This window comes from Pseudomonas sp. CH235 (assembly GCF_004368175.1).
GTDB classification, from domain to species: domain Bacteria; phylum Pseudomonadota; class Gammaproteobacteria; order Pseudomonadales; family Pseudomonadaceae; genus Aquipseudomonas; species Aquipseudomonas paraglycinae.
The window spans coordinates 64,975-85,165 of record NZ_RRZJ01000017.1 but is presented as its reverse complement, the minus strand read 5'-3'; the positions used below and the strand labels follow the sequence as shown (position 1 = coordinate 85,165).

At 62.6% G+C, this 20,191-nt stretch carries 24 protein-coding genes; 9 read left to right on the top strand and 15 right to left on the bottom strand.

All coding sequences use genetic code 11. The annotated features are described in order from the left end of the window. Nucleotides 1-10: 10 nt before the first annotated feature. Complete coding sequence (locus EIY71_RS18235) at nucleotides 11-865, top strand: sulfurtransferase (RefSeq protein ID WP_134022590.1); 855 nt, start codon at nucleotides 11-13, stop codon at nucleotides 863-865. A gap of 4 nt (nucleotides 866-869) precedes the next feature. On the opposite strand, the gene EIY71_RS18230 is transcribed toward EIY71_RS18235, so the two are convergent. The 5 genes from EIY71_RS18230 to EIY71_RS18210 all read right to left on the bottom strand — a co-directional run bounded on the left by EIY71_RS18230 (nucleotide 870) and on the right by EIY71_RS18210 (nucleotide 6,210). Further along, complete coding sequence (locus tag EIY71_RS18230; RefSeq protein ID WP_102716712.1) at nucleotides 870-1,700, bottom strand: AraC family transcriptional regulator; 831 nt, start codon at nucleotides 1,698-1,700, stop codon at nucleotides 870-872. Nucleotides 1,701-1,704: 4 nt separating this feature from the next. Beyond that, complete coding sequence (locus EIY71_RS18225) at nucleotides 1,705-2,703, bottom strand: hydrolase (protein ID WP_134022588.1); 999 nt, start codon at nucleotides 2,701-2,703, stop codon at nucleotides 1,705-1,707. Nucleotides 2,704-2,766: 63 nt separating this feature from the next. Beyond that, the gene (gene rsmD / locus EIY71_RS18220; protein WP_007953401.1) at nucleotides 2,767-3,375 is read right to left on the bottom strand and encodes a 16S rRNA (guanine(966)-N(2))-methyltransferase RsmD; all 609 of its coding nucleotides are present in this window, start codon (nucleotides 3,373-3,375) and stop codon (nucleotides 2,767-2,769) included. Beyond that, the gene (locus EIY71_RS18215) at nucleotides 3,375-4,862 is read right to left on the bottom strand and encodes a pitrilysin family protein (RefSeq protein ID WP_085746698.1); all 1,488 of its coding nucleotides are present in this window, start codon (nucleotides 4,860-4,862) and stop codon (nucleotides 3,375-3,377) included. The genes rsmD and EIY71_RS18215 overlap by 1 nt, the downstream gene beginning before the upstream one ends. Next, nucleotides 4,855-6,210 (bottom strand): pitrilysin family protein, encoded by a 1,356-nt coding sequence (locus tag EIY71_RS18210; protein WP_064600101.1) that lies wholly within the window; start codon nucleotides 6,208-6,210, stop codon nucleotides 4,855-4,857. Before EIY71_RS18210 ends, EIY71_RS18215 begins: the two co-directional genes overlap by 8 nt. A gap of 345 nt (nucleotides 6,211-6,555) precedes the next feature. Between EIY71_RS18210 and ftsY the strand changes: the two genes are divergently transcribed. From ftsY to rpoH, 4 genes are all read left to right on the top strand, one after another. Next, complete coding sequence (gene ftsY / locus EIY71_RS18200) at nucleotides 6,556-8,076, top strand: signal recognition particle-docking protein FtsY (protein ID WP_134022586.1); 1,521 nt, start codon at nucleotides 6,556-6,558, stop codon at nucleotides 8,074-8,076. Then, nucleotides 8,073-8,744, top strand: a complete 672-nt coding sequence (ftsE, locus tag EIY71_RS18195) for a cell division ATP-binding protein FtsE (RefSeq protein ID WP_007953396.1) — start codon at nucleotides 8,073-8,075, stop codon at nucleotides 8,742-8,744. The genes ftsY and ftsE overlap by 4 nt, the downstream gene beginning before the upstream one ends. Then, on the top strand, nucleotides 8,741-9,766 hold the full coding sequence (gene ftsX / locus EIY71_RS18190; RefSeq protein WP_085746696.1) for a permease-like cell division protein FtsX: 1,026 nt from the start codon (nucleotides 8,741-8,743) through the stop codon (nucleotides 9,764-9,766). Before ftsE ends, ftsX begins: the two co-directional genes overlap by 4 nt. Before the next feature lie 115 nt (nucleotides 9,767-9,881). Continuing rightward, nucleotides 9,882-10,736 (top strand): RNA polymerase sigma factor RpoH, encoded by an 855-nt coding sequence (rpoH, locus tag EIY71_RS18185; protein WP_007953393.1) that lies wholly within the window; start codon nucleotides 9,882-9,884, stop codon nucleotides 10,734-10,736. A 70-nt stretch (nucleotides 10,737-10,806) separates the two neighbouring features. Here the strand turns inward: rpoH and mtgA are convergent, their stop codons facing one another. Beyond that, the gene (gene mtgA / locus EIY71_RS18180) at nucleotides 10,807-11,529 is read right to left on the bottom strand and encodes a monofunctional biosynthetic peptidoglycan transglycosylase (protein WP_085611980.1); all 723 of its coding nucleotides are present in this window, start codon (nucleotides 11,527-11,529) and stop codon (nucleotides 10,807-10,809) included. A gap of 74 nt (nucleotides 11,530-11,603) precedes the next feature. Between mtgA and EIY71_RS18175 the strand changes: the two genes are divergently transcribed. The 4 genes from EIY71_RS18175 (at nucleotide 11,604) to trmB (ending at nucleotide 13,847) form a co-directional block, all read left to right on the top strand. Continuing rightward, a complete protein-coding gene (locus tag EIY71_RS18175; RefSeq protein WP_134022584.1) occupies nucleotides 11,604-11,984 on the top strand; it encodes a DUF423 domain-containing protein in 381 nt (126 codons plus the stop codon). Nucleotides 11,985-12,056: 72 nt separating this feature from the next. After that, nucleotides 12,057-12,257, top strand: coding sequence for a sulfur carrier protein ThiS (gene thiS, locus EIY71_RS18170; protein WP_007953386.1), 201 nt, complete (start codon nucleotides 12,057-12,059; stop codon nucleotides 12,255-12,257). Between the two features lie 60 nt (nucleotides 12,258-12,317). Beyond that, nucleotides 12,318-13,112 (top strand): thiazole synthase, encoded by a 795-nt coding sequence (locus EIY71_RS18165; protein WP_007953385.1) that lies wholly within the window; start codon nucleotides 12,318-12,320, stop codon nucleotides 13,110-13,112. A gap of 9 nt (nucleotides 13,113-13,121) precedes the next feature. Next, on the top strand, nucleotides 13,122-13,847 hold the full coding sequence (gene trmB, locus EIY71_RS18160; protein ID WP_085646976.1) for a tRNA (guanosine(46)-N7)-methyltransferase TrmB: 726 nt from the start codon (nucleotides 13,122-13,124) through the stop codon (nucleotides 13,845-13,847). A 66-nt stretch (nucleotides 13,848-13,913) separates the two neighbouring features. On the opposite strand, the gene EIY71_RS18155 is transcribed toward trmB, so the two are convergent. The 9 genes from EIY71_RS18155 to proC all read right to left on the bottom strand — a co-directional run bounded on the left by EIY71_RS18155 (nucleotide 13,914) and on the right by proC (nucleotide 20,173). Next, on the bottom strand, nucleotides 13,914-14,237 hold the full coding sequence (locus tag EIY71_RS18155; protein ID WP_074690154.1) for a DUF3392 domain-containing protein: 324 nt from the start codon (nucleotides 14,235-14,237) through the stop codon (nucleotides 13,914-13,916). Nucleotides 14,238-14,256: 19 nt separating this feature from the next. Beyond that, nucleotides 14,257-15,462, bottom strand: a complete 1,206-nt coding sequence (hemW, locus tag EIY71_RS18150) for a radical SAM family heme chaperone HemW (protein ID WP_102685780.1) — start codon at nucleotides 15,460-15,462, stop codon at nucleotides 14,257-14,259. Beyond that, the gene (gene rdgB, locus EIY71_RS18145) at nucleotides 15,459-16,055 is read right to left on the bottom strand and encodes an RdgB/HAM1 family non-canonical purine NTP pyrophosphatase (RefSeq protein ID WP_134022582.1); all 597 of its coding nucleotides are present in this window, start codon (nucleotides 16,053-16,055) and stop codon (nucleotides 15,459-15,461) included. The genes hemW and rdgB overlap by 4 nt, the downstream gene beginning before the upstream one ends. After that, nucleotides 16,052-16,486, bottom strand: a complete 435-nt coding sequence (locus EIY71_RS18140) for a DUF4426 domain-containing protein (RefSeq protein WP_134022580.1) — start codon at nucleotides 16,484-16,486, stop codon at nucleotides 16,052-16,054. The genes rdgB and EIY71_RS18140 overlap by 4 nt, the downstream gene beginning before the upstream one ends. A gap of 26 nt (nucleotides 16,487-16,512) precedes the next feature. Continuing rightward, the gene (gene metW, locus EIY71_RS18135; protein WP_011336377.1) at nucleotides 16,513-17,133 is read right to left on the bottom strand and encodes a methionine biosynthesis protein MetW; all 621 of its coding nucleotides are present in this window, start codon (nucleotides 17,131-17,133) and stop codon (nucleotides 16,513-16,515) included. Between the two features lie 7 nt (nucleotides 17,134-17,140). Next, nucleotides 17,141-18,280, bottom strand: a complete 1,140-nt coding sequence (locus EIY71_RS18130) for a homoserine O-acetyltransferase (RefSeq protein ID WP_134022578.1) — start codon at nucleotides 18,278-18,280, stop codon at nucleotides 17,141-17,143. Between the two features lie 189 nt (nucleotides 18,281-18,469). Beyond that, nucleotides 18,470-18,757: a DUF167 domain-containing protein gene (locus EIY71_RS18125; protein ID WP_039767931.1), complete on the bottom strand. Its 288-nt coding sequence runs from the start codon at nucleotides 18,755-18,757 to the stop codon at nucleotides 18,470-18,472. Further along, entirely contained in the window at nucleotides 18,754-19,344 is a 591-nt protein-coding gene (locus EIY71_RS18120) for a YggT family protein (protein WP_011336374.1), read from the bottom strand. Before EIY71_RS18120 ends, EIY71_RS18125 begins: the two co-directional genes overlap by 4 nt. Nucleotides 19,345-19,354: 10 nt before the next feature. After that, complete coding sequence (proC, locus tag EIY71_RS18115; RefSeq protein ID WP_134022576.1) at nucleotides 19,355-20,173, bottom strand: pyrroline-5-carboxylate reductase; 819 nt, start codon at nucleotides 20,171-20,173, stop codon at nucleotides 19,355-19,357. Nucleotides 20,174-20,191 lie beyond the last annotated feature (18 nt).

Sequence of the window (20,191 nt, the reverse complement as noted above, 5' to 3'; positions counted from 1 at the left end):
GTCGTTCGCTATGCCGATTGCGCAACTGATCAGCCCGACCGCACTGGATGCCCGCAAGGCGCAACCGGGGCTGGTGATTCTCGATTGCCGTTTTGCCCTCGAAGACCCGGATTACGGCCAGCGCAGCTACGCCGAGGGGCACATTGCCGGGGCACATTTCGCCGATCTTGAACGCGACCTCAGCGGCCCGGTGACCAAGGGTGTGACCGGTCGCCATCCGCTGCCGGAGCCGGCGGCGCTGATCGAACGCCTGCAAGCGTTCGGCATCAATAACGACAGCGACGTGGTTTTGTATGACGACGGCCCGGGCGCCTATGCCGCCCGGGCCTGGTGGTTGCTGGCGTGGTTGGGCAAGCGTGACGGCGTGTTCATTCTCGATGGCGGGCTCAAGGCCTGGCATGCGGCGGGGCTGCCGTTGAGTCTTGATCCACCGTCAGCGGCCCGGGGCAACTTCAGCGGCCGGCCGGACATGAGCCTGCTGCTCAGCGCCGAGCAATTGCAGCAGCGCCTCGGCCAGCCGGCCCTGACCCTGCTCGATGCCCGTGCCTTGCCACGCTTCAAGGGCGAAGTGGAGCCGATCGACCCGATCGCCGGGCACATTCCCGGCGCACAATGCGCGGCGTTCACCGACAACCTGGGCAGCGACGGGCGTTTCCTGCCGGCCGATCAGCTCAAGCAGCGTTTCGCCGCGAAACTCGGCGAGCGTTCCCCGAACGATCTGGTGGCTTACTGCGGCTCCGGGGTGACGGCGTGTCACAACCTGTTCGCCCTGTGCCTGGCGGGTTATCCGTTGGGTTCGCTGTATGCCGGATCGTGGAGCGAGTGGATCAACGATCCTGCGCGCGGTATCGCTACGGGCGAGTAATCGCTCAGCGATCCAGCCGCGCGCTGCGATAGGCCGCCGGCCCCACGCCGTAAACCTGTTTGAATTGCCGGCTCAGATGGCTCTGGTCGGCAAATCCCAGCTGCGTGGCGACCTCCACCGGCAGGCAGCCGCTCTGCAACAAGCCACGCGCGCAGGCGATCCGCTGCTGCATCAGCCAGCTGTGCGGCGGCATGCCGGTGGCGCGACGGAACACCCGGGCAAAGTGGAAGGGCGAGAGGTTCACGGCCGCCGCCAGTTCTTCCAGCGAGGGCGGCGCCGCCAGTTGCGCGTGCAGCAACTCCTTGGCCATCGCCACCGCGCGGTGCTCTTTGCCGGGATTGCCGTTGATCTGCACCGCTGCGTGACGCTGTAACAGCAACATCATCATTTCGCGCCACACCGTTTGCTGTTGCAGCGCGGTGGCGGGGCTTTCCAGCAAGCGATGCAACTGACAGAAACCGTTGACCAGGTCCGGATCGCGATACAGCGTCGCGCCGAAAGCCGGCATCGGTGCGGTCGGCAGTTCCAGCTCATTCAGCAGCGCGACGATCTGCCCTGTGTCGGGATAAAACGCCCGGTACAGCCAGCCGTCCTCCGTGCCTTTGTGGCCGTTATGCACTTCGTCCGGATTGATCAGCACCAGCGTGCCGCTGCCCGCCAGGTGTTCGGCGCCGCGATAACGGTAGCGCTGGGCGCCGGCCATGATCATGCCGATCACATAACCGTCGTGGACGTGCGGGGCGAAACGATGCTCGATGTAGCGCGCGGTCAACAGCTCGACCCCGGCCAGAGGCGCGGCCTGCCAGAAACGGATCGACTCGCCCTGATCGCTCATGACTTCACCCGCGCCCCGCGTCGGCCAGCCACTGCGGAATCCGTCGCTCCAGGTAATAACCCGGTTGGCGGAGCGTGCCGTCAACGAAACCGACGTGTCCGCCCTTGTTCTGCAATTCGAATTGCGTCGTGGCCGACAGCTCACTGGCCTGCGGCAGGCTGTGGGGAAATACGAACGGGTCGTCCGCCGCCTGAATGATCAGGGTCGGCGTGCGGATCTCACCGAGAAAATAGCGGCTCGATGCGCGGCGATAGTAATCCTCGGCATCGGCGAAACCGTGCAGCGGCGCGGTCACCCGGCCATCGAAATCCCAGAAGGTGCGCATGTTTTCCAGCGAGCCGAGGGCGGCCAGTGCGGCGAGACCGTCCTCGCGGCCGTCGTGCTGGAATTGGCGCTGCTTGTTCTTGATGTAGGCGACCATCTCGCGCATGAAGTGCGCCTGATAGACCTTCGAGAAACCCTGGCCAATACGATCGGCACATTGATCGAGGCGAAACGGCACCGACACCGCCACTGCACCGAGCACGCCGCTGGCGCTGCCGGTTTCCCCCAGATGCTTGAGCAGCACATTACCGCCCAGGGAATAGCCGACCGCATACAGCGGCGCCAGTGGCCGCTTGGCTTTCAGGTGGCGGATGGTTTCGGCGAGGTCTTCGCTGGCGCCGGAATGGTAGCTGCGTGGCAACAGGTTCGGTTCGCCCGAGCAGCCGCGCCAGTTCAGCGCAACACTGGCCCAGCCCTGCGCGGCGAGCGCTGCCTGGATCCCGGCCACGTAAGGTGAATTGGAAGAACCGGTCAGCCCGTGCAGTACCAACACCAATGGCGCCTCGGCGCTGTGCGGGCCGTACCAGTCGAGGTCGAGGAAGTCGCCGTCGTCCAGCCACAGTCGTTCGCGCTGGCGATCAAGGTGCACGGTTTTGCGCCACAACGGCCCCCACAAGGTTTGCAGGTGCGGATTGCCGAGGCCGAAGGCGGGGATGAACGGTTTAGACGAAGGGGACACGATTGCTCTCGATGCAGCGCAGCGAGCCTCGGCTGAGACTCGCCGCTTTTTCAGGCCGGTCGGTTAACCGGCGATCACTGCCATACGTTGCCACAACGCGTAGTACACCCGCCCGGATTTCTGCTCGCGGTGCAGGCGCCAGTTGCCTGGCAGGCCGAGGGTCGATGGCGCGGTTTCGCTTTCAGTGTAGATCCACGAATCATCGGCCAGCCATTGGCGCTCTTCCAGCAGCGTGCACACGGCGGGCAGCAGGTTCTGGTTGAACGGCGGGTCGAGGAACACCAGGTCGAACGCGGTCGCGGTCTGGGTTTCCAGATAGCGCAGCGCGTCGGCGGTTTGCACGTGGCCGTTGGTGCAGCGCAGGGTGCCGAGGTGTTCTTTCAGGCTGGAGACCGCGACATGGCTGGCATCCAGCGCCTGACCCATTGCCGCGCCACGGGACAGCGCTTCCAGAAACAGTGCGCCGCTGCCGGCGAACGGATCGAGCACCTTGGCCCCGGCGACGTATGGCGCGAGCCAGTTGAACAGGGTTTCGCGCACCCGGTCTGGCGTCGGGCGCAGACCCGGCGCATCAGGAAAGCTCAGCTTTCGGCTGCGCCATTCGCCGCCGATGATGCGCAACTGGTTCACACCGTTGTGCAGTTTTTGTACAGGTTTCTTTGGACTGGCCATTAATGCTCCGGAACCCCGAGCGGCTGCTCGGCAGGTTTATCAGATGGGGCCGGTAACGGCTTTTGCGGCACGGTCGGGCCAGCGCTGACGATGACCAGTTTGTCCGTGCTCAAGTGTTTGTTCAGGACGTCGCGAACCTGCTCGACTGTCAGGCTCTGGGACTGACGCATGAAGTCATCGAGATAGCTCAGCGGCAGGTTGTAGAAACCCATGGCACCGAGCTGACCGACGATATCGGCGTTGCTCGCGGTGGACAGCGGGAAGCTGCCGGCCAGTTCGCGCTTGGCGTCGTCGAGTTCTTTCTGGGTCGGGCCGGTCTTGAGGTAGTCGGCGAGCACGTCCTGCACCAGTTTCAGGGTGCCTTCGCTCATTTCCGCGCGGGTCTGCAGGTTGATCATGAACGGGCCACGAGCCTGCATCGGGCTGAACGCCGAATACACGCCGTAGGTCAGGCCGCGCTTCTCGCGAACTTCGCTCATCAACCGGGTGCCGAAACCGCCACCGCCGAGGATCTGGTTGCCCATCGATAGCGCGGCGTAGTCCGGGTCGTCACGGTCGATGCCCAGTTGCGCGATCATCAGGTTGGTCTGCTTGGACGGGAACTCGATGTGACCGACGCTGGCCTTCGGTTCCTGCGGCTGGGCGATCTTCGCCAGCGCCGGGCCTTTTGGCAGCGCAGCGGACACCTGATTGGCAATCGCCTCGGCTTCGCTGCGGGACAGGTCGCCCACCAGCGCAATCACCACGTTGCCGGCCGCATAGGCCTTGGCGTGGAACTCACGCAGTTGCGCCAGCGTGATCTTCGGCACGCTTTGCGCGTTGCCGTCGCTGGAATGGGCGTACGGGTGATCGCCGTACAGGCGCTTCATCAGCTCCAGACTGGCGAGTTTGCCGGGGTTCTGTTTCTGATACTCGAAACCGGCGAGCATCTGGTTCTTGATGCGCGCGAAGGAGTCGGCCGGGAAGGTCGGTTTGCCCACCACTTCCGAGAACAGTTTCAGCGCCGGCTCGCGTTTGTCGGCGGCGCTCAGGCTGCGCAGCGACGCGATGGCCATGTCTTTATAGGCGCCGTTGCCGAAATCCGCACCCAGGCCTTCGAAACCTTGAGCGATGGCGCCGACATCCTTGCCCGCCACACCTTCGTTGAGCATGGCGTTGGTCAGCAGGGCCAGACCCGGCGCGTTGCCGTCCTGGCTGCTGCCGGCGGAGAAGATCAGGCGCATGTCGAACATCGGCAGTTCGCGGGCTTCGACGAACAGCACCTTGGCGCCTTCGGCGGTGTTCCAGGTCTGCACGTCGAGCTTGCGACTGGCCGGGGCCTTGCCGTCGAGTTCGGCCAGCGATTGCAGCTTCTGGCTGGACTTGGCGTTATCCAGCGCTTCGCTGGCCTTGGTGTTGTCGCTCGGCACCAGATAGAACGCGGCGGAGCCGATGATGGCCACGGCGATCAGGCCGAGCAGCAGACGTGGGGTTTTGCGCTCACTCATGAGTCGTCTCCAGTGGCAGGACGTGGGCGACGCTGAGACGTTCGCGGGTGAAATACAGCTTGGCGGCGTTCTGGATGTCTTGCGGAGTAACGCTTTCCAGATCCGCCAGTTCGGTGTCCATCAGTTTCCACGACAGACCGACGGTCTCCAGCTGGCCGATGGCAGTGGCCTGGCTGGTGATCGAGTCGCGCTCGAAGACCAGACCGGCGATGACCTGCGCACGCACGCGTTCCAGCTCTTCGGCGGACGGTGCGGTGGTTTTCAGCTGTTCCAGCAGTTTCCACAGGCCGGCTTCCGCCTGGGCCATGGTTTTTTTCTTCTGGGTGTTCGGTGTGGCCGACAGGGTGAACAGGCTGTCGCCGCGGGTGTAGGCGTCGTAGCTCGACGAGCCGCCGGATACCAGCTCTTCACCGCGCTCCAGTTGGGTCGGGATGCGACCGCTGTAGCCGCCGTCCAGCAATGCCGAAATCAGGCGCAAGGCGTTGACCGAACGTTTGTCTTCGGCGGTGGCGATACTCGGGACGTTGAAGCCGAGCATCAGGCTCGGCAGTTGGGTCTGCACGTGCAGGGTGATCTGGCGTTCACCCGGTTCGGCCAGTTCCAGCGGCTTTTTCGCCGGCGGCACGTCGCGTTTCGGGATCGGCCCGAAGTAGCGCTGGGCGAGGGTCTTCACCTCGTCCGGAGTCACGTCGCCGACCACCACCAGCGTGGCGTTGTTCGGCACGTACCAGGACTGGTACCAGTGACGCAGCTCTTCGACTTTCATCCGCTCCAGGTCAGCCATCCAGCCGATGGTCGGCGTGTGATAACCGCTGGCCGGATAGGCCATGGCCTTGTAGCGCTCGAAGGCCTTGGCCATCGGCTTGTCATCGGTGCGCAGGCGGCGCTCTTCCTTGATGACTTCGATTTCCTTGGCGAACTCGTCAGCCGGCAGGCGCAGGTTGGCCATGCGGTCGGCTTCCAGTTCGAAGGCCACGCCCAGACGGTCGCGGGCCAGCACCTGGTAATAAGCAGTGAAGTCGTCGCTGGTGAACGCGTTCTCTTCGGCGCCGAGGTCGCGCAGGATCAGCGAGGCTTCGCCGGGACCGACTTTCTCGCTGCCCTTGAACATCATGTGCTCGAGGGCGTGGGACAGACCGGTCTGGCCCGGGGTTTCGTAGCTGGAACCGACCTTGTACCAGACCTGCGACACCACCACCGGCGCGCGATGGTCTTCGCGCACGACGACCTTCAAGCCGTTGTCGAGGGTGAATTCGTGGGTCGGTTGCGGGTCGGCCGCCAGGGCCGAAAGGGGCAGGCAGACTGTGCTGAGCAGCAGGCCTGCGGCGCGGCGGGCTAGAGCATTCATTCGTTTTTAAACCTGTTGGGCTGCCCGCTTGGTCTTAGCGTCGGCGGGCGAGAGGGTGCTAGGATACTGATCCGTTTTACTGGCGGCCACGCCTATCAGGCCACTGATCGGTCTATAGGTTGTACGGGTTACCGGCAGAAGCTTTGAGTTTCTCAGCTAAACTCTGCGTTTTCGCCGACGATGCCGTTCCAGTCCTTCGTATTTAATGACCTTTGAGGTGCTTTTGGCGCCTCGACAAAATGTTGCGCGTGAACAAGCTGGGTGAAACACAGTCTGTTCTGCATCGAATATTTATTTGCCGGGGCGCCCCTGTGGCGCGTCGCTACCGTGAGATAGCCGTCCTCCATGTTTGGTTCCAACGACGACAAGAAGACCCCAGCTGCGGCTGGCGAGAAGAAAAGCCTGTTCGGATGGCTGCGCAAGAAACCGCAGGAACCCGTCGTCGAACAGCCGACTGCCATTCCTGAGCCGGCCCCCGCGCCCGCTCCGGTAATAGAAGAAGCGCCGGCACCGGTTGTGCTGCCGATCGCCGAGCCGGTGCTGCAACCAGTGGTCGAGGCCGAGCCTGAAGCGCCGGCTGCCGCTGAGTTGCCGCTGACCCCGGCCAGCGAGCCGTGGCTGACCTTGCCAGTGGCGGAAGAGCCGGTGGCGCTGGTTGAAGAGGCTGCGCCGCACGTTACGCCGCTGATTCCTGCGCCGGTTGCGTTCGCCCCCGAGCCTGTTCAGGCGCCGGTGGTGGAAGCTGCTCCGGTCATTCCAGAACCTGTGGTTGCTCCGGTTGCCCCGATTGTCGAAGCGCCCGAGCCTGCACCTGCACCTGCACCTGCACCTGCACCTGCACCTGCACCGGTCGCCGTAGCGCCAGTCGCGCCAGTCGCTCCTGTGGAAATCCAGGTTGAAACCCCGGTCGAGGCCCCGCGCACCGAAGAAACCAAGGCCGGCTTCTTTGCCCGTCTCAAGCAAGGCCTGTCCAAGACCAGTGCCAGCATCGGCGAGGGCATGGCCAGCCTGTTCCTCGGCAAGAAAGCCATCGATGACGATCTGCTCGACGACCTCGAAACCCGCCTGCTGACGGCCGACGTCGGCGTCGAGGCGACTTCGGTGATCATCCAGCGTCTGACCCAGAAGGTCGCACGTAAAGAGCTGGCCGATTCCGACGCCCTGTACAAATCCCTGCAGGCCGAGCTGGCCGCAATGCTCAAACCGGTCGAGCAGCCGCTGAAGATCGCTTCCCAGAACAAGCCGTTCGTGATTCTGGTGGTCGGCGTCAACGGCGCCGGCAAGACCACCACCATCGGCAAACTGGCGAAAAAACTGCAGCTGGAAGGCAAGAAAGTCATGCTCGCTGCCGGTGACACCTTCCGTGCCGCGGCTGTCGAGCAGTTGCAGGTCTGGGGCGAGCGCAACAAGATTCCGGTGATTGCCCAGCACACGGGCGCGGACTCGGCTTCAGTGATCTTCGACGCCGTGCAGGCCGCCAAGGCCCGTGGCATCGACGTGCTGATCGCCGACACCGCCGGTCGTCTGCACACCAAAGACAACCTGATGGAAGAGCTGAAGAAGGTTCGCCGGGTGATCGGCAAGCTCGACGCCGATGCGCCGCACGAAGTGCTGCTGGTACTCGACGCCGGCACCGGCCAGAACGCCATCAACCAGGCCAAGCAATTCAACCAGACCGTCGAACTGACCGGCCTGGCGCTGACCAAGCTCGACGGCACCGCCAAGGGCGGGGTGATTTTCGCCCTGGCCAAGCAGTTCGGCCTGCCGATCCGCTACATCGGCGTCGGTGAAGGCATCGACGATCTGCGTACCTTTGAAGCCGAACCCTTTGTCCAGGCACTGTTTGCCGAGCGGGAGCGTTCATGATTCGTTTCGAACAGGTCGGTAAGCGCTACCCGAACGGTCACGTCGGCTTGCATGAGCTGAGCTTTCGAGTCCGTCGCGGCGAGTTCCTGTTTGTCACCGGCCACTCCGGTGCCGGTAAATCCACGTTGTTGCGCCTGTTGCTGGCGATGGAGCGTCCGACCAGCGGCAAACTGCTGCTGGCCGGGCAGGACCTGAGCACCATCAGCAATGCGCAGATTCCGTTCCTGCGTCGGCAGATCGGGGTGGTGTTCCAGAACCATCAACTGTTGTTCGATCGCACGGTGTTCAACAACGTCGCGCTGCCGTTGCAGATTCTCGGGCTGTCCAAGGTCGAGATCGCCAAGCGCGTCGACTCGGCGCTGGAGCGCGTGGCGCTGTCGGACAAGGCCGAGCTGTATCCGGGCGACCTGTCCACCGGTCAGCAACAGCGCGTCGGCATTGCCCGGGCCATCGTTCACCGTCCGGCCCTGCTGCTGGCGGACGAACCGACCGGTAACCTCGACCCGCGTCTGGCGGCCGAGATCATGGGCGTGTTCGAAGACATCAACCGTCTGGGCACCAGCGTGCTGATCGCCAGTCACGACCTGGCGCTGATCGCGCGTATGCGCCATCGCATGCTGACCCTGCAACGTGGCCGATTGATCGGCGACGGGGAGGCCGGCGTATGAGTGCAACACGCAGTCCGAAGGTTTCCGAGCGCGTGGCCCCGAAGGCCGCCGATCCGCAACCGCCAAAGAAGAAAAAGCACGACGATGACGACGGCCCGGATTTCGCCACGTTGTTCCGTGCCTGGATCGAAAGCCATCGCGCCAGCTGGATCGACAGCCTGCGCCGTCTCGGCAAGCAGCCGATCGGCAGCTTCTTCACCTGCATGGTGATGGCAGTTGCGCTGAGTCTGCCGATGGGCCTTTCGTTGTTGCTGAACAATGTCGAGCGCCTGGGCGGCTCGTGGCAGCGCGCGGCGCAGATCTCGCTGTACCTGGAGCTCGAGGCCAGTCCGGCTCAGGGCGAAGCGTTACGTGATCAGATCAAGGGCATGCCGGGCGTAGCTGATGCTGAATATGTCGGCCGCGACCAGGCGCTGGAAGAGTTCCAGCAGCAGTCCGGCTTGGGCGAAGCCCTGCGCGAGCTACCGGAAAACCCGCTGCCGGGCGTGGTACTGGTGACGCCGAACGAGGTCGACAAGTCGACCCTGGAAGCATTAAGACAAAAACTTTCCGAGCTGCCCAAGGTACAACAGGCGCAACTTGATCTAGTCTGGGTCGAGCGTCTGGCCGCCATCCTCAAGCTCGGTGACCGTTTTGTGTTCGGTCTGACGGTGTTGCTGGTTTCTGCATTACTTTTGGTGATAGGCAATACCATTCGTCTTCATATTGAAAACCGCCGCACCGAGATAGAAGTGATTAAACTCGTCGGCGGCACCGACAGCTATGTGCGTCGTCCCTTTCTTTACATGGGCGCGCTGTATGGCTTCGGTGCGGGTCTGCTGTCCTGGGGTGTTTTGGCGTTCGGCCTGAATTGGCTGAACGACGCGGTGGTCGGGCTGGCCGGCTTGTACGGCAGTGATTTCGCACTGGCCGGCGTGCCAGTTGCCGATGGTCTGTCGCTCTTGCTTGGCGCGGTGCTGTTGGGTTATATCGGTGCATGGATTGCCGTCGCACGTCATCTCAGGGAGCTGGCGCCGAAGTAGAATCTTTTTTGCGCGTGATTGACCTTTCAGTGGTTAAGGAAACTTTCATTTGAGTTTCCGGTCAATTTTTCGCAATGCTGAAAAGCATGAGTATGTAAGTCGGAGGTTTTTCCGTATGTCCAATTCTTTGCAACCTGCGTATGCATTGGTTCCAGGCGCAAACCTGGAAGCCTACGTGCACACCGTCAACAGCATTCCATTGCTGACGCCGGAGCAGGAGCGTGAACTGGCCGAGAGTCTCTACTATGAGCAGGATCTGGGGGCGGCTCGGCAGATGGTGCTCGCCCACCTGCGGTTTGTTGTACACATCGCCCGTAGCTATTCCGGCTACGGTCTGGCTCAGGCTGACCTGATCCAGGAAGGTAACGTCGGCCTGATGAAGGCCGTGAAGCGTTTCAACCCGGAAATGGGCGTGCGTCTGGTGTCCTTTGCGGTGCACTGGATCAAGGCCGAGATTCACGAGTTCATCCTGCGCAACTGGCGGATCGTGAAGGTCGCGACCACCAAGGCCCAGCGCAAGCTGTTCTTCAACCTGCGCAGCCAGAAGAAACGTCTTGCCTGGCTGAACAACGAGGAAGTCCACCGTGTGGCGGAAAGCCTCGGCGTCGAGCCGCGTGAAGTGCGTGAGATGGAAAGTCGCCTGACCGGCCATGACATGGCCTTCGACCCGGCTGCGGAAGCAGACGACGACAGCGCTTTCCAGTCGCCGGCCAACTACCTGGAAGACCACCGGTACGACCCGGCCCGTCAACTGGAAGATGCCGACTGGAGTGACAACTCCAATCACAACCTGCACGAAGCGCTGGAAGTGCTGGACGAACGCAGTCGCGACATCCTCTACCAGCGCTGGCTGGCAGAAGAGAAAGCGACGCTGCACGACCTGGCGCAGAAGTACAACGTGTCGGCCGAGCGGATCCGTCAGCTCGAGAAGAGCGCGATGAACAAGCTCAAGTTGTCGATTGCCGCATAACCGGCAGTCCGGCAATAAAAAACGCCCCGATCAGTGATGATCGGGGCGTTTTTGTTTGCCTGTCAGAAAGTCATTGGGCCCAGGGCGCGCGGCGCGAATCATTGAGTGTCAACAAATAGCTGTCGCCACCCAGCTGGCTCATTTGCTGGCGAATCCAGCCGGCCCGACGCGACACATAAGCGGTCGGATGACTGGCGCTCCAGACCCGCGGATTCGGCAGCACAGCCGCCAGATAGCTCGCCTGTTGCCGGGACAGCGACCTGGCGCCTACGCCAAAGTGATGCCTTGCCGCCGCTTCGGCACCAAACACGCCGTCATCCCACTCGACGCTGTTCAGGTACACCTCAAGAATCCGCTGCTTCGGCCAGAACACTTCGATCAGTGCAGTAAACCACGCCTCGAGGCCCTTGCGCAGATAACTGCGACCGGACCACAAGAACAGGTTCTTCGACACTTGCTGGCTCAAGGTGCTGGCGCCGCGAATCGAACCGCCGAGTTCGTTGTGGGCCAGTGCGGCCTTGATCGCACTCAGGTCAAAACCCCAGTGCTCGGGGAATTTCTGGTCTTCGCCGGCAATCACCGCGACCTTCAGGTCATCGGAGATCTCGTCCCACGGTTTCCAGGTGCGTTGCAGATCGATCGGCTCGCCGTCGACCCAGGATTCGATCTTGCGCTCGACCATCAGCGCCGTGAACGGTGGCGGCACAAAGCGAAACACCAACACCAGCAATACGCTGCCGCCCGCGAACCAGAGCAGGGCCTTCGTGAAACGACGGAGAAATAAACGCAGCATAGAGATGGCTTGGCCGAACCGGTTGAGCGGGCCATTATACAGACCCTGCCGATCGAGTCTGACTGGAGTTCTACATGCTGCGTAGCTTTCTGATGCTGGCCGCCTTCTTTGGTTTTACCGGCGTCGGCCTCGGCGCATTCGCCGCCCATGGCCTGAAAAACCGCCTGACCCCGGAGTATCTGGCGATCTTCCACACCGGCGTCACCTATCAACTGATGCACGCGCTGGCGCTGTTCGGCGTGGCGCTGCTGGCGACGCAGCTTCAGGGGCGTCTGGTCGCCTGGGCCGGCATCTCGTTCACCGTCGGTATTCTGCTGTTCTCCGGCAGTCTGTACCTGCTGACCACCCTCGGCATCAGCAAGCTCGGCATCATCACCCCGTTCGGCGGCCTGGCGTTCCTGATCGGCTGGCTATGCCTCGGACTCGCCGCCTGGCGCCTGCACCCAACCGCTTGACGCTTGGTGCTGACCTTTAGGTCATGATCGGGCTAGAATGCCACCCCCTAAAAAGTGATGGCGGCGTTGCGCATGCGCATTCAGTTGAACGGTGAATCCTTTGAACTGCCCGACGGTGAAACCGTTGCGGCCCTGCTGACGCGTCTGGATCTGACCGGACGCCGCGTCGCGGTCGAACTCAATCTGGATATCGTCCCGCGCAGCCAGCATGCCGACACCACTTTGAACGACGGCGACAATGTCGAAGTCGTGCACGCGATCGGCGGCGGCTGATCGCCAAGCCTGCATGGGCCGAGAATTCTGCAAGACCCTCACCCCAACAGAGGATTCCCCATGAGCATCGTTCGTAGCGACAAGCCTTTCGTTCTGGCCGGTCGTACTTACCAGTCGCGTTTGCTGGTCGGTACCGGCAAGTACCGTGACATGGAAGAAACCCGCCTGGCCATCGAAGCCTCGGGTGCCGAGATCGTCACCTTCGCCGTGCGCCGCACCAATCTGGGCCAGATCGAAGGCGAGCCGAACCTGCTCGAAGTGCTGTCGCCGGATCGCTACACCTTCCTGCCGAACACCGCCGGTTGCTACGACGCGGTCGAAGCCGTGCGCACCTGCCGCCTGGCCCGTGAGCTGCTCGACGGCCACAATCTGGTGAAGCTGGAAGTGCTGGCCGACCAGAAAACCCTGTTCCCCAACGTGATCGAAACCCTCAAGGCCGCCGAAGTGCTGGTCAAGGAAGGCTTCGACGTGATGGTTTACACCAGTGATGACCCGATCATCGCCCGGCAACTGGCGGAAATCGGCTGCATCGCGGTCATGCCGCTGGCCGGTCTGATCGGTTCGGGCCTGGGGATCTGCAATCCGTACAACCTGCAGATCATCCTCGAAGAAGCCAAGATCCCGGTGCTGGTGGATGCCGGTGTCGGCACCGCTTCCGACGCGACCATCTCGATGGAACTGGGCTGTGACGCCGTGCTGATGAACTCGGCCATCGCCCACGCCCAGCAGCCGATCATGATGGCCGAAGCCATGAAACACGCGATCGTCGCGGGCCGCCTGGCCTACCTCGCCGGCCGCATGCCGAAAAAACTCTATGCCAGCGCCTCTTCGCCGCTGGATGGTCTGATCAAGTAAGAGCTATTGATGACTGAATCGAACGACACGCCAATCCAGACGGAAGAAGGCGACGAGCGCCAACACCGCCGCATCAAGAGTTTCGTGATGCGCGCCGGGCGCATGACCGAAGGCCAGCAGCGCGGCCTGGATCAGGGCGCGCCGAAGTTCGTCCTGCCGCTGGCCGATGCGCCGGTGGATTACGACCAGGTGTTCGGCCGTTCCGCGCCGCGTTCGCTGGAGATCGGTTTCGGCATGGGCCACTCGCTGCTGGAAATGGCCGCCGCTGCGCCGGAACAGGATTTCATCGGTGTCGAGGTTCACCGTCCGGGTGTCGGCGCGCTGCTCAACGGCGTGCTGACTCAGGGCCTGACCAACCTGCGGGTCTACGATTGCGACGCGATCGAAGTGCTCAACCGCTGCATCGCCGACAACAGCCTCGATCGCCTGATGTTGTTCTTCCCGGATCCGTGGCACAAGAGCCGCCACCACAAGCGCCGCATCGTTCAGGCGTCCTTCGCTGAACTGGTGCGCAGCAAGCTGAAAGTCGGCGGCATTCTGCACATGGCCACCGACTGGGAGCCGTACGCCGAATACATGCTGGAAGTGATGAACGTCGCCCCGGGCTATCGCAACCTCGCCGAAGACGGCAAGTGCGTACCACGCCCGGCCGAACGCCCGATCACTAAGTTCGAACGCCGCGGCGAACGTCTTGGGCATGGCGTGTGGGATCTGAAATTCGAAAAGCTCGCTTAAACGTTACGCAATAAAAAACTGTGGGAGCCAATGGCTCCCACAGTTGTTTTGGGTAGTAGCTGAAAATCAGCGGCGGTCGGCGACCACGCCAATCAACACCAGCACCACCAACAACACTGGCGCCAGGCTGTAGTTGTTGAACTGGCTCAGCCCCTTCACTACCCACGGCGTCGCGTAGATCAGTGCTGCGCCGCTGCCGATCAGGCACAGCAGGGCCATCAGCGGCACGCGCAGAGCGCCGGCGATGCTGCCCAGGCGTTGCTCGACCCAGCCTTTGAAGTCAGCGCCGAACAGCACCAGCAGGCAGCCCACCAAGGCCAAAGCGATTTCCGAAAGGTTGCTGCGGCTCCAGCGGGACACGGTGGCGAGCAGGTCGAGTATCAAATCCATGCGGTTTCCTTAAGAGCGGTCAGCTCAGAAATTTCTGCAGCAAGTCGTTGAGGAACAGTTGTCCGCGCTCGGTGGCCGCCAGACGTGACGGTTCGACCTGCAACAGACCGCTTTGTTCGGCCTCGCGCCGGTGTTCGTCGAGGCTCTCCAGCGGCAGGCCGGTGCGCTCCGGGTACAGGCGCGATTCGACGCCAGCGGTCAGGCGCAGGGCGTTCATCAGGAACTCGAACGGCATCTCGTCGTTGGTCAGGGCTTTCTCGCCGGCCTGGAAGCTTTTGGCCGGGTTGAGGTAGTCCTTCGGCAGGCGCGTCTTCCAGGTGCGCACGATGCGCCCGTCCGGATGGCTGAGCTTGCCGTGGGCGCCGGCGCCGATGCCGATGAAGTCGCCGAAGCTCCAGTAATTCAGGTTGTGCCGCGCCGGGCGACCCGGTTGCGCGTAGGCCGAAACTTCGTACTGCGCGTAACCGTGCTCGGCCAGCAGCGCCTGTCCGGCCTCTTGAATGTCCCACAGCGTGTCGTCTTCCGGCAGCACCGGCGGCTGGTTCCAGAACACGGTGTTCGGCTCCAGTGTCAGCTGATACCAGGAAATGTGCGTCGGCTTCAGCTCGATCGCCTGGCGCAGATCGCTCAGGGCATCTTCAAGCGACTGGTCCGGCAAGCCGTGCATCAAGTCGAGGTTGAAGTTATCGAACCCGGCCTGACGCGCCATGCCTGCCGCCCGCACGGCTTCGTCGCCGTTGTGGATTCGGCCCAGAGCCTTGAGCTTTTCCTGCTGGAAGCTCTGGATGCCGATCGACAGGCGATTGATCCCCAGTTTGCGGTAGGCGACGAACTTCTCCTGTTCGAAGGTTCCGGGGTTGGCCTCCAGGGTGATTTCGATGTCGTCGGCAAATGGAATGCGCTGTTTCACACCTTCCAGCAAGCGGCCCAGCGCTTCGGCGCTGAACAGGCTCGGCGTGCCGCCGCCAAAGAAGATCGAACTCAACTCGCGGCCATAGACTGCGTGCAGATCCTGATCGAGGTCGGCCAGCATCGCGTCGACGTATTCCTGCTCCGGCAGCACCGGGCTGGCGGTGTGGGAGTTGAAGTCGCAATAGGGGCATTTGCGCACACACCACGGGATGTGGATGTACAGCGCCAGGGGCGGCAGCGTCGGTAACGGTGCCCGAGGCGAGGAGGCGGCGCCGCCGATAATCAGCGACGACGCGCAGGAGCTATCGGTCATTTCAAGCCCAGACGCTGGCGCAGCAGATCCATTGCACGGGCGCGGTGGCTGATCTGGTTCTTGTCGCTCGGGCTCAGCTCGGCGCTGGACACGTTACGCTCCGGTACCCAGAACAGCGGGTCGTAGCCGAAACCGTGCTCACCGCTGGCGGCGGTCAGGATGCGCCCGTGCCACAGACCTTCGCAGAGGATCGGCAGCGGATCGTCGGCATGACGCACCAGCGCCAGCACGCAGACGAACTGCGCGCCACGCTCGGCTTCCGGCACGTCCTTCAAGGCGTCGAGCAGTTTGGCGTTGTTCGCCGCGTCACCCTTGCCGTCGGCGTAGCGCGCCGAGTAGATGCCCGGCGCACCGCCGAGGAAATCGACCGCCAGGCCCGAATCGTCGGCCAGCGCCGGCAGCCCGGAGATGCGAGCGGCATTGCGCGCCTTGAGGATCGCGTTCTCGACGAACGACAGGCCGGTTTCTTTCGGCTCCACACTGCTGAATTCGCCGATCGAGCGCAGTTGCACCGAATCGCCGAGCATGGCCTGGAGTTCCTTGAGTTTGCCGGCGTTATGGCTGGCCAGTACGAGTTGCTTGAGATTGATCATTGGCCAGGGAAAAGCTCTTGGTTGAAATTGAGGGTGTTGATCTTGTCGCCGGTCTGCACCTTGATTTCAAAGGTGCGGGTTTCCTGCTGCTCCACCGGGTATTGGGCGATGTAGTAGATCGCGCCTTGTTCGGTGATCTGGCGGAAGGTCAGCGGCACGCTCTGGCTGGTCAGGTCTTTGACGGTGCCGGTGACCTGGGCGATCAGCGGTTTGCCGTCCTTGATTACCGAGACATTGATCACGCCCTGGTTCTTGCTGCGGATCAGCTCGGCTGCCTTGGCGATGTCCGGCGTCAGGAAGGTCGAGTTGAAGGTGTTGTAATGCACGGTGACATCACCGAACACTTCCTTGCGTTCGCCCTTGATGGCATCGGCGGCCACGGCCGACAGGCTCAGGAAGGCGGCCAATAGCGCGGTAATCAAGCGTCCCATGTTCGTTCTCCTCGCAATGTCGTGGTTCAGACCGCGATTCTGTGATCCGCAAGCCCCGGGCTGCTGACGCGGTAGATACCGATCTCACCTAACAGATTAGGCCATAGCTTACTGGCCCACCCGTGGCGGTGCTGTTGATCCACGGCAAGCCGATCAATGACCTTTGCCTCACGTTCGCGACAAAGTTCTTCAAAGTCTTCGAAGGTGCAGAAGTGGATGTTCGGCGTGTTGTACCAGGTGTACGGCAGAAATTCCGACACCGGCATCCGGCCTTTGCTCGCCAGGTACCAGCGGCAGCGCCAGTGACCGAAGTTGGGGAAGGTGATGATGCACTGGCGACCGACCCGCAGCATTTCGTCGAGGATCTTGTCCGGGTAATGCACGGCTTGCAGGGCCTGGGTCATCACCACGATGTCGAAGCTGTTGCTGGCGAAGTTGCCCAGGCCCTTGTCCAGGTCCTGCTCGATGACGTTGATGCCCTTGGCCACGCACTCGGCGATGTTGTCCGGGTCGTTTTCCAGGCCATAGCCGGTGACCTGCTTGTGGTCGCGCAGCCAGGTCAGCAACTCGCCGTCACCACAACCGAGGTCGAGCACGCGGCTGCCGGCGGGGATCCATTCCTGGATGATTTCCAGATCAGCTCTCATGGCTTTCTCACAACGTAATGCGGTTCATGTAATTGCCGAATGCCTGCAAATAACGCGGGATCGGAATCAGGAAGGCGTCGTGGCCTTGCGGCGCGTCGATTTCCAGATAGCTGACGTCTTTGCGCGCCGCCATCAGCGCGTCCACCAATTCCCGCGAGCGGGCCGGGGAGAAACGCCAGTCGGTGGTAAACGACATCACGCAGAACTTGGCTTTCGCACCTTCGAAGGTTTTCGCCAGGTTATCGTTGAAGTTCGCTGCCGGATCGAAGTAGTCCAGCGCCTTGGTCATCAACAGATAAGTGTTGGCATCGAAGCGCCCGGAGAACTCTTCGCCCTGATAACGCAGGTAGCTTTCGACCTGGAACTCGACGCTGTGGAAGTCATAGTTGAGCTTTTCGCTCTTCAGGCCACGGCCGAATTTCTCGCCCATGGAGTCGTCGGACAGGTAGGTGATGTGCCCGACCATCCGCGCCAGCATCAGGCCGCGTTTGGGGATCACGCCCTGTTCCTGGAACGAGCCGCCGTGGAATTCCGGGTCGGTGAGGATCGCCTGGCGCGCCACTTCGTTGAAGGCGATGTTCTGCGCCGACAGCTTGGGGGCCGAGGCGATGGCCAGGCAGTGGCGAACGCGATCCGGATACGTGATGGTCCATTGCAGCGCCTGCATGCCGCCCAGGCTGCCGCCGATCACCGCGGCCCACTGGCCGATGCCGAGCAGGTCGGCCAGACGTGCCTGGCTGTGCACCCAGTCTTCCACGGTCAGCACCGGGAAGTCGGCGCCGAACGGCTTGCCGGTTTCCGGGTTGAGGCTGCTCGGGCCGGTGGAGCCGTTGCAACCGCCGAGGTTGTTCAGGCTGACCACGAAGAACTTGTTGGTGTCGATCGGTTTGCCGGGGCCGATGCAGCTGTCCCACCAACCGGGCTTGCGGTCGTCGACGCTGTGATAACCCGCAGCGTGGTGGTGGCCGGACAAGGCGTGGCAGATCAGCACGGCGTTGCTCGCTTGCGCGTTCAGCGTGCCGTAGGTTTCGTAGATCAGGTCATAATCGGCCAGCGAACGGCCGCAGGCCAGGGCCAGCGGTTCGCTGAAGTGCGCCGTTTGCGGCGTCACCAGACCAACAGAATCGGGGGGAAAGGCAGCTGGCATCGACCCTGCTCTCGTTGAAATGAGGCGTAAGTCTAAAGACCGGTGGGGTTAGCGGCAAGCAACGATCAGGCCTGATTTGCGCTCGTTCCCACGCTCTGCGTGGGAATGCCTCATTGGACGCTCCGCGTCCGCTTCGGCGGGGGACGCGGAGCGTCCCGGCATGCGTTCCCACGCAGAGCGTGGGAACGATCAGCTGACTAGTCCGGGCAGATCCGGCAACTTCTTCGGCGAGCAGATCTTCACCCGCTTCTGCCGGTTCAACTCGCCGCTGAGCAAACTGACCTGGCTTTTGGAAACCCCAAAAGCCTTGGCCAGAAACCCCATCAGGTACGCATTGGCCTTGCCCTCGACCGGCGGGGCGGTCAGGCGGATCTTCAGGCGATCACCGTGCAGCCCGCAGAAATCATCGCTGCGGGCGGCCGGTTGCAGGTGACATTCCAGAATCAGGTCGTCACCGTCCCAGCGAAACCAGCTCACATCAGCAGGCGCAGGATTTCCGGCATCATCGTCATCGCCGCAAGGTTGTTGATCACCAGCATGTCGATCAGCTTCAGCACGAGGAAGGCGAAGATCGGCGACAGGTCCAGACCACCGAGGTTCGGCAGGATGCGGCGGAACGGCGCCAGGGCCGGTTCGCAGATCTGGTTCACCAGTTCGGCGCCCGGATTGTGGCTGCCCGGTGCGACCCAGGACAGGATGATGCTGATGATCATGGCCCAGAAGAAAATCTTCAGGAACAGCGCCGTCACGCCGATCAGCGACCAGATCAGCAGTTGCAGCGGGTTACCGGTAGTGCCATAGGTCAGCAGCAGGGTCAGCGCCATCAGCGCCAGTTGCACGAGAATCGCCAATACCAGCGACGACATGTCGAGGCCGAACAGGCTCGGGATGATCCGGCGCAGTGGCTTGAGCAGCGGCTGCGTGGCCTTGACCACAAACTGGCACAGCGGGTTGTAGAAGTTCGCCCGCACCAGTTGCAGGACGAAGCGCAGCAGCACGATCAGCAGGTACAGGCTGCCGAGGGTTTGCAGCACGTAGACCGCTGCGGTGTTCAATCCAATCATGTAAGGCTCCTTATTTGCCCAGTTGTTCGGCCATTTCGGCCGAGCGGTGCGCGGCGGCGCCGAGTGCTTTTTCCACCAGGGCTTCGAAGCCGCCGGCCTGGAACGATTTGATCGCAGCTTCCGTGGTGCCGGCCGGCGAGGTCACGCGGCGGCGCAGTTCGGCGGCGTCGACGTCGCTGGACACCGCCATGTGCGCGGCGCCCAGCGCGGTCTGCAAAGTCAGCTGCTCGGCGGTTTCCTTCGGCAGGCCGAGTTTGACGCCGGCGGCGGTCATGGCTTCGATCAGCAGGAAGAAGTATGCCGGGCCGGAGCCGGAGACGGCGGTGACGGCGTCCAGTTGCTGCTCTTCGTTCAGCCACAGGGCAATGCCCACGGCGGACAGCAGTTCTTCAGCCTGCTGGCGTTGTTCGGCACTCACTTCGCCGGTAGCGTACAAACCGCTAACGCCCTGACGCAGCAGCGCCGGGGTGTTCGGCATGCAGCGCACGATCGGTTGCTCGCCAAGCCATGCGGTCATGCTGGCGCAGGTGATGCCGGCGGCGATGGAGACCACCAGTTGATTCGGTTTCAGGCTCGGGCGAATCGCTTCGCACACGGCTTTCATGGCCTGTGGCTTGACTGCCAGCACGACAACGTCGGCGCCGTCGATGGCCTGGGCGTTGTCGGCGAAGGTTTCGATGCCGTGTTCGGCGCTGACCCGGTTGCGGGTTTCTTCGCCCGGATCGCTGGCGCGAATCCGTGCAGCTTCCAGACCCTTGGCCCGCAGGCCGCCGATCAGGCTGGCGGCCATGTTGCCGGCACCGATAAAGGCAATACGCGTGTTGCTCATGTCAGGTCCTTATCTGGA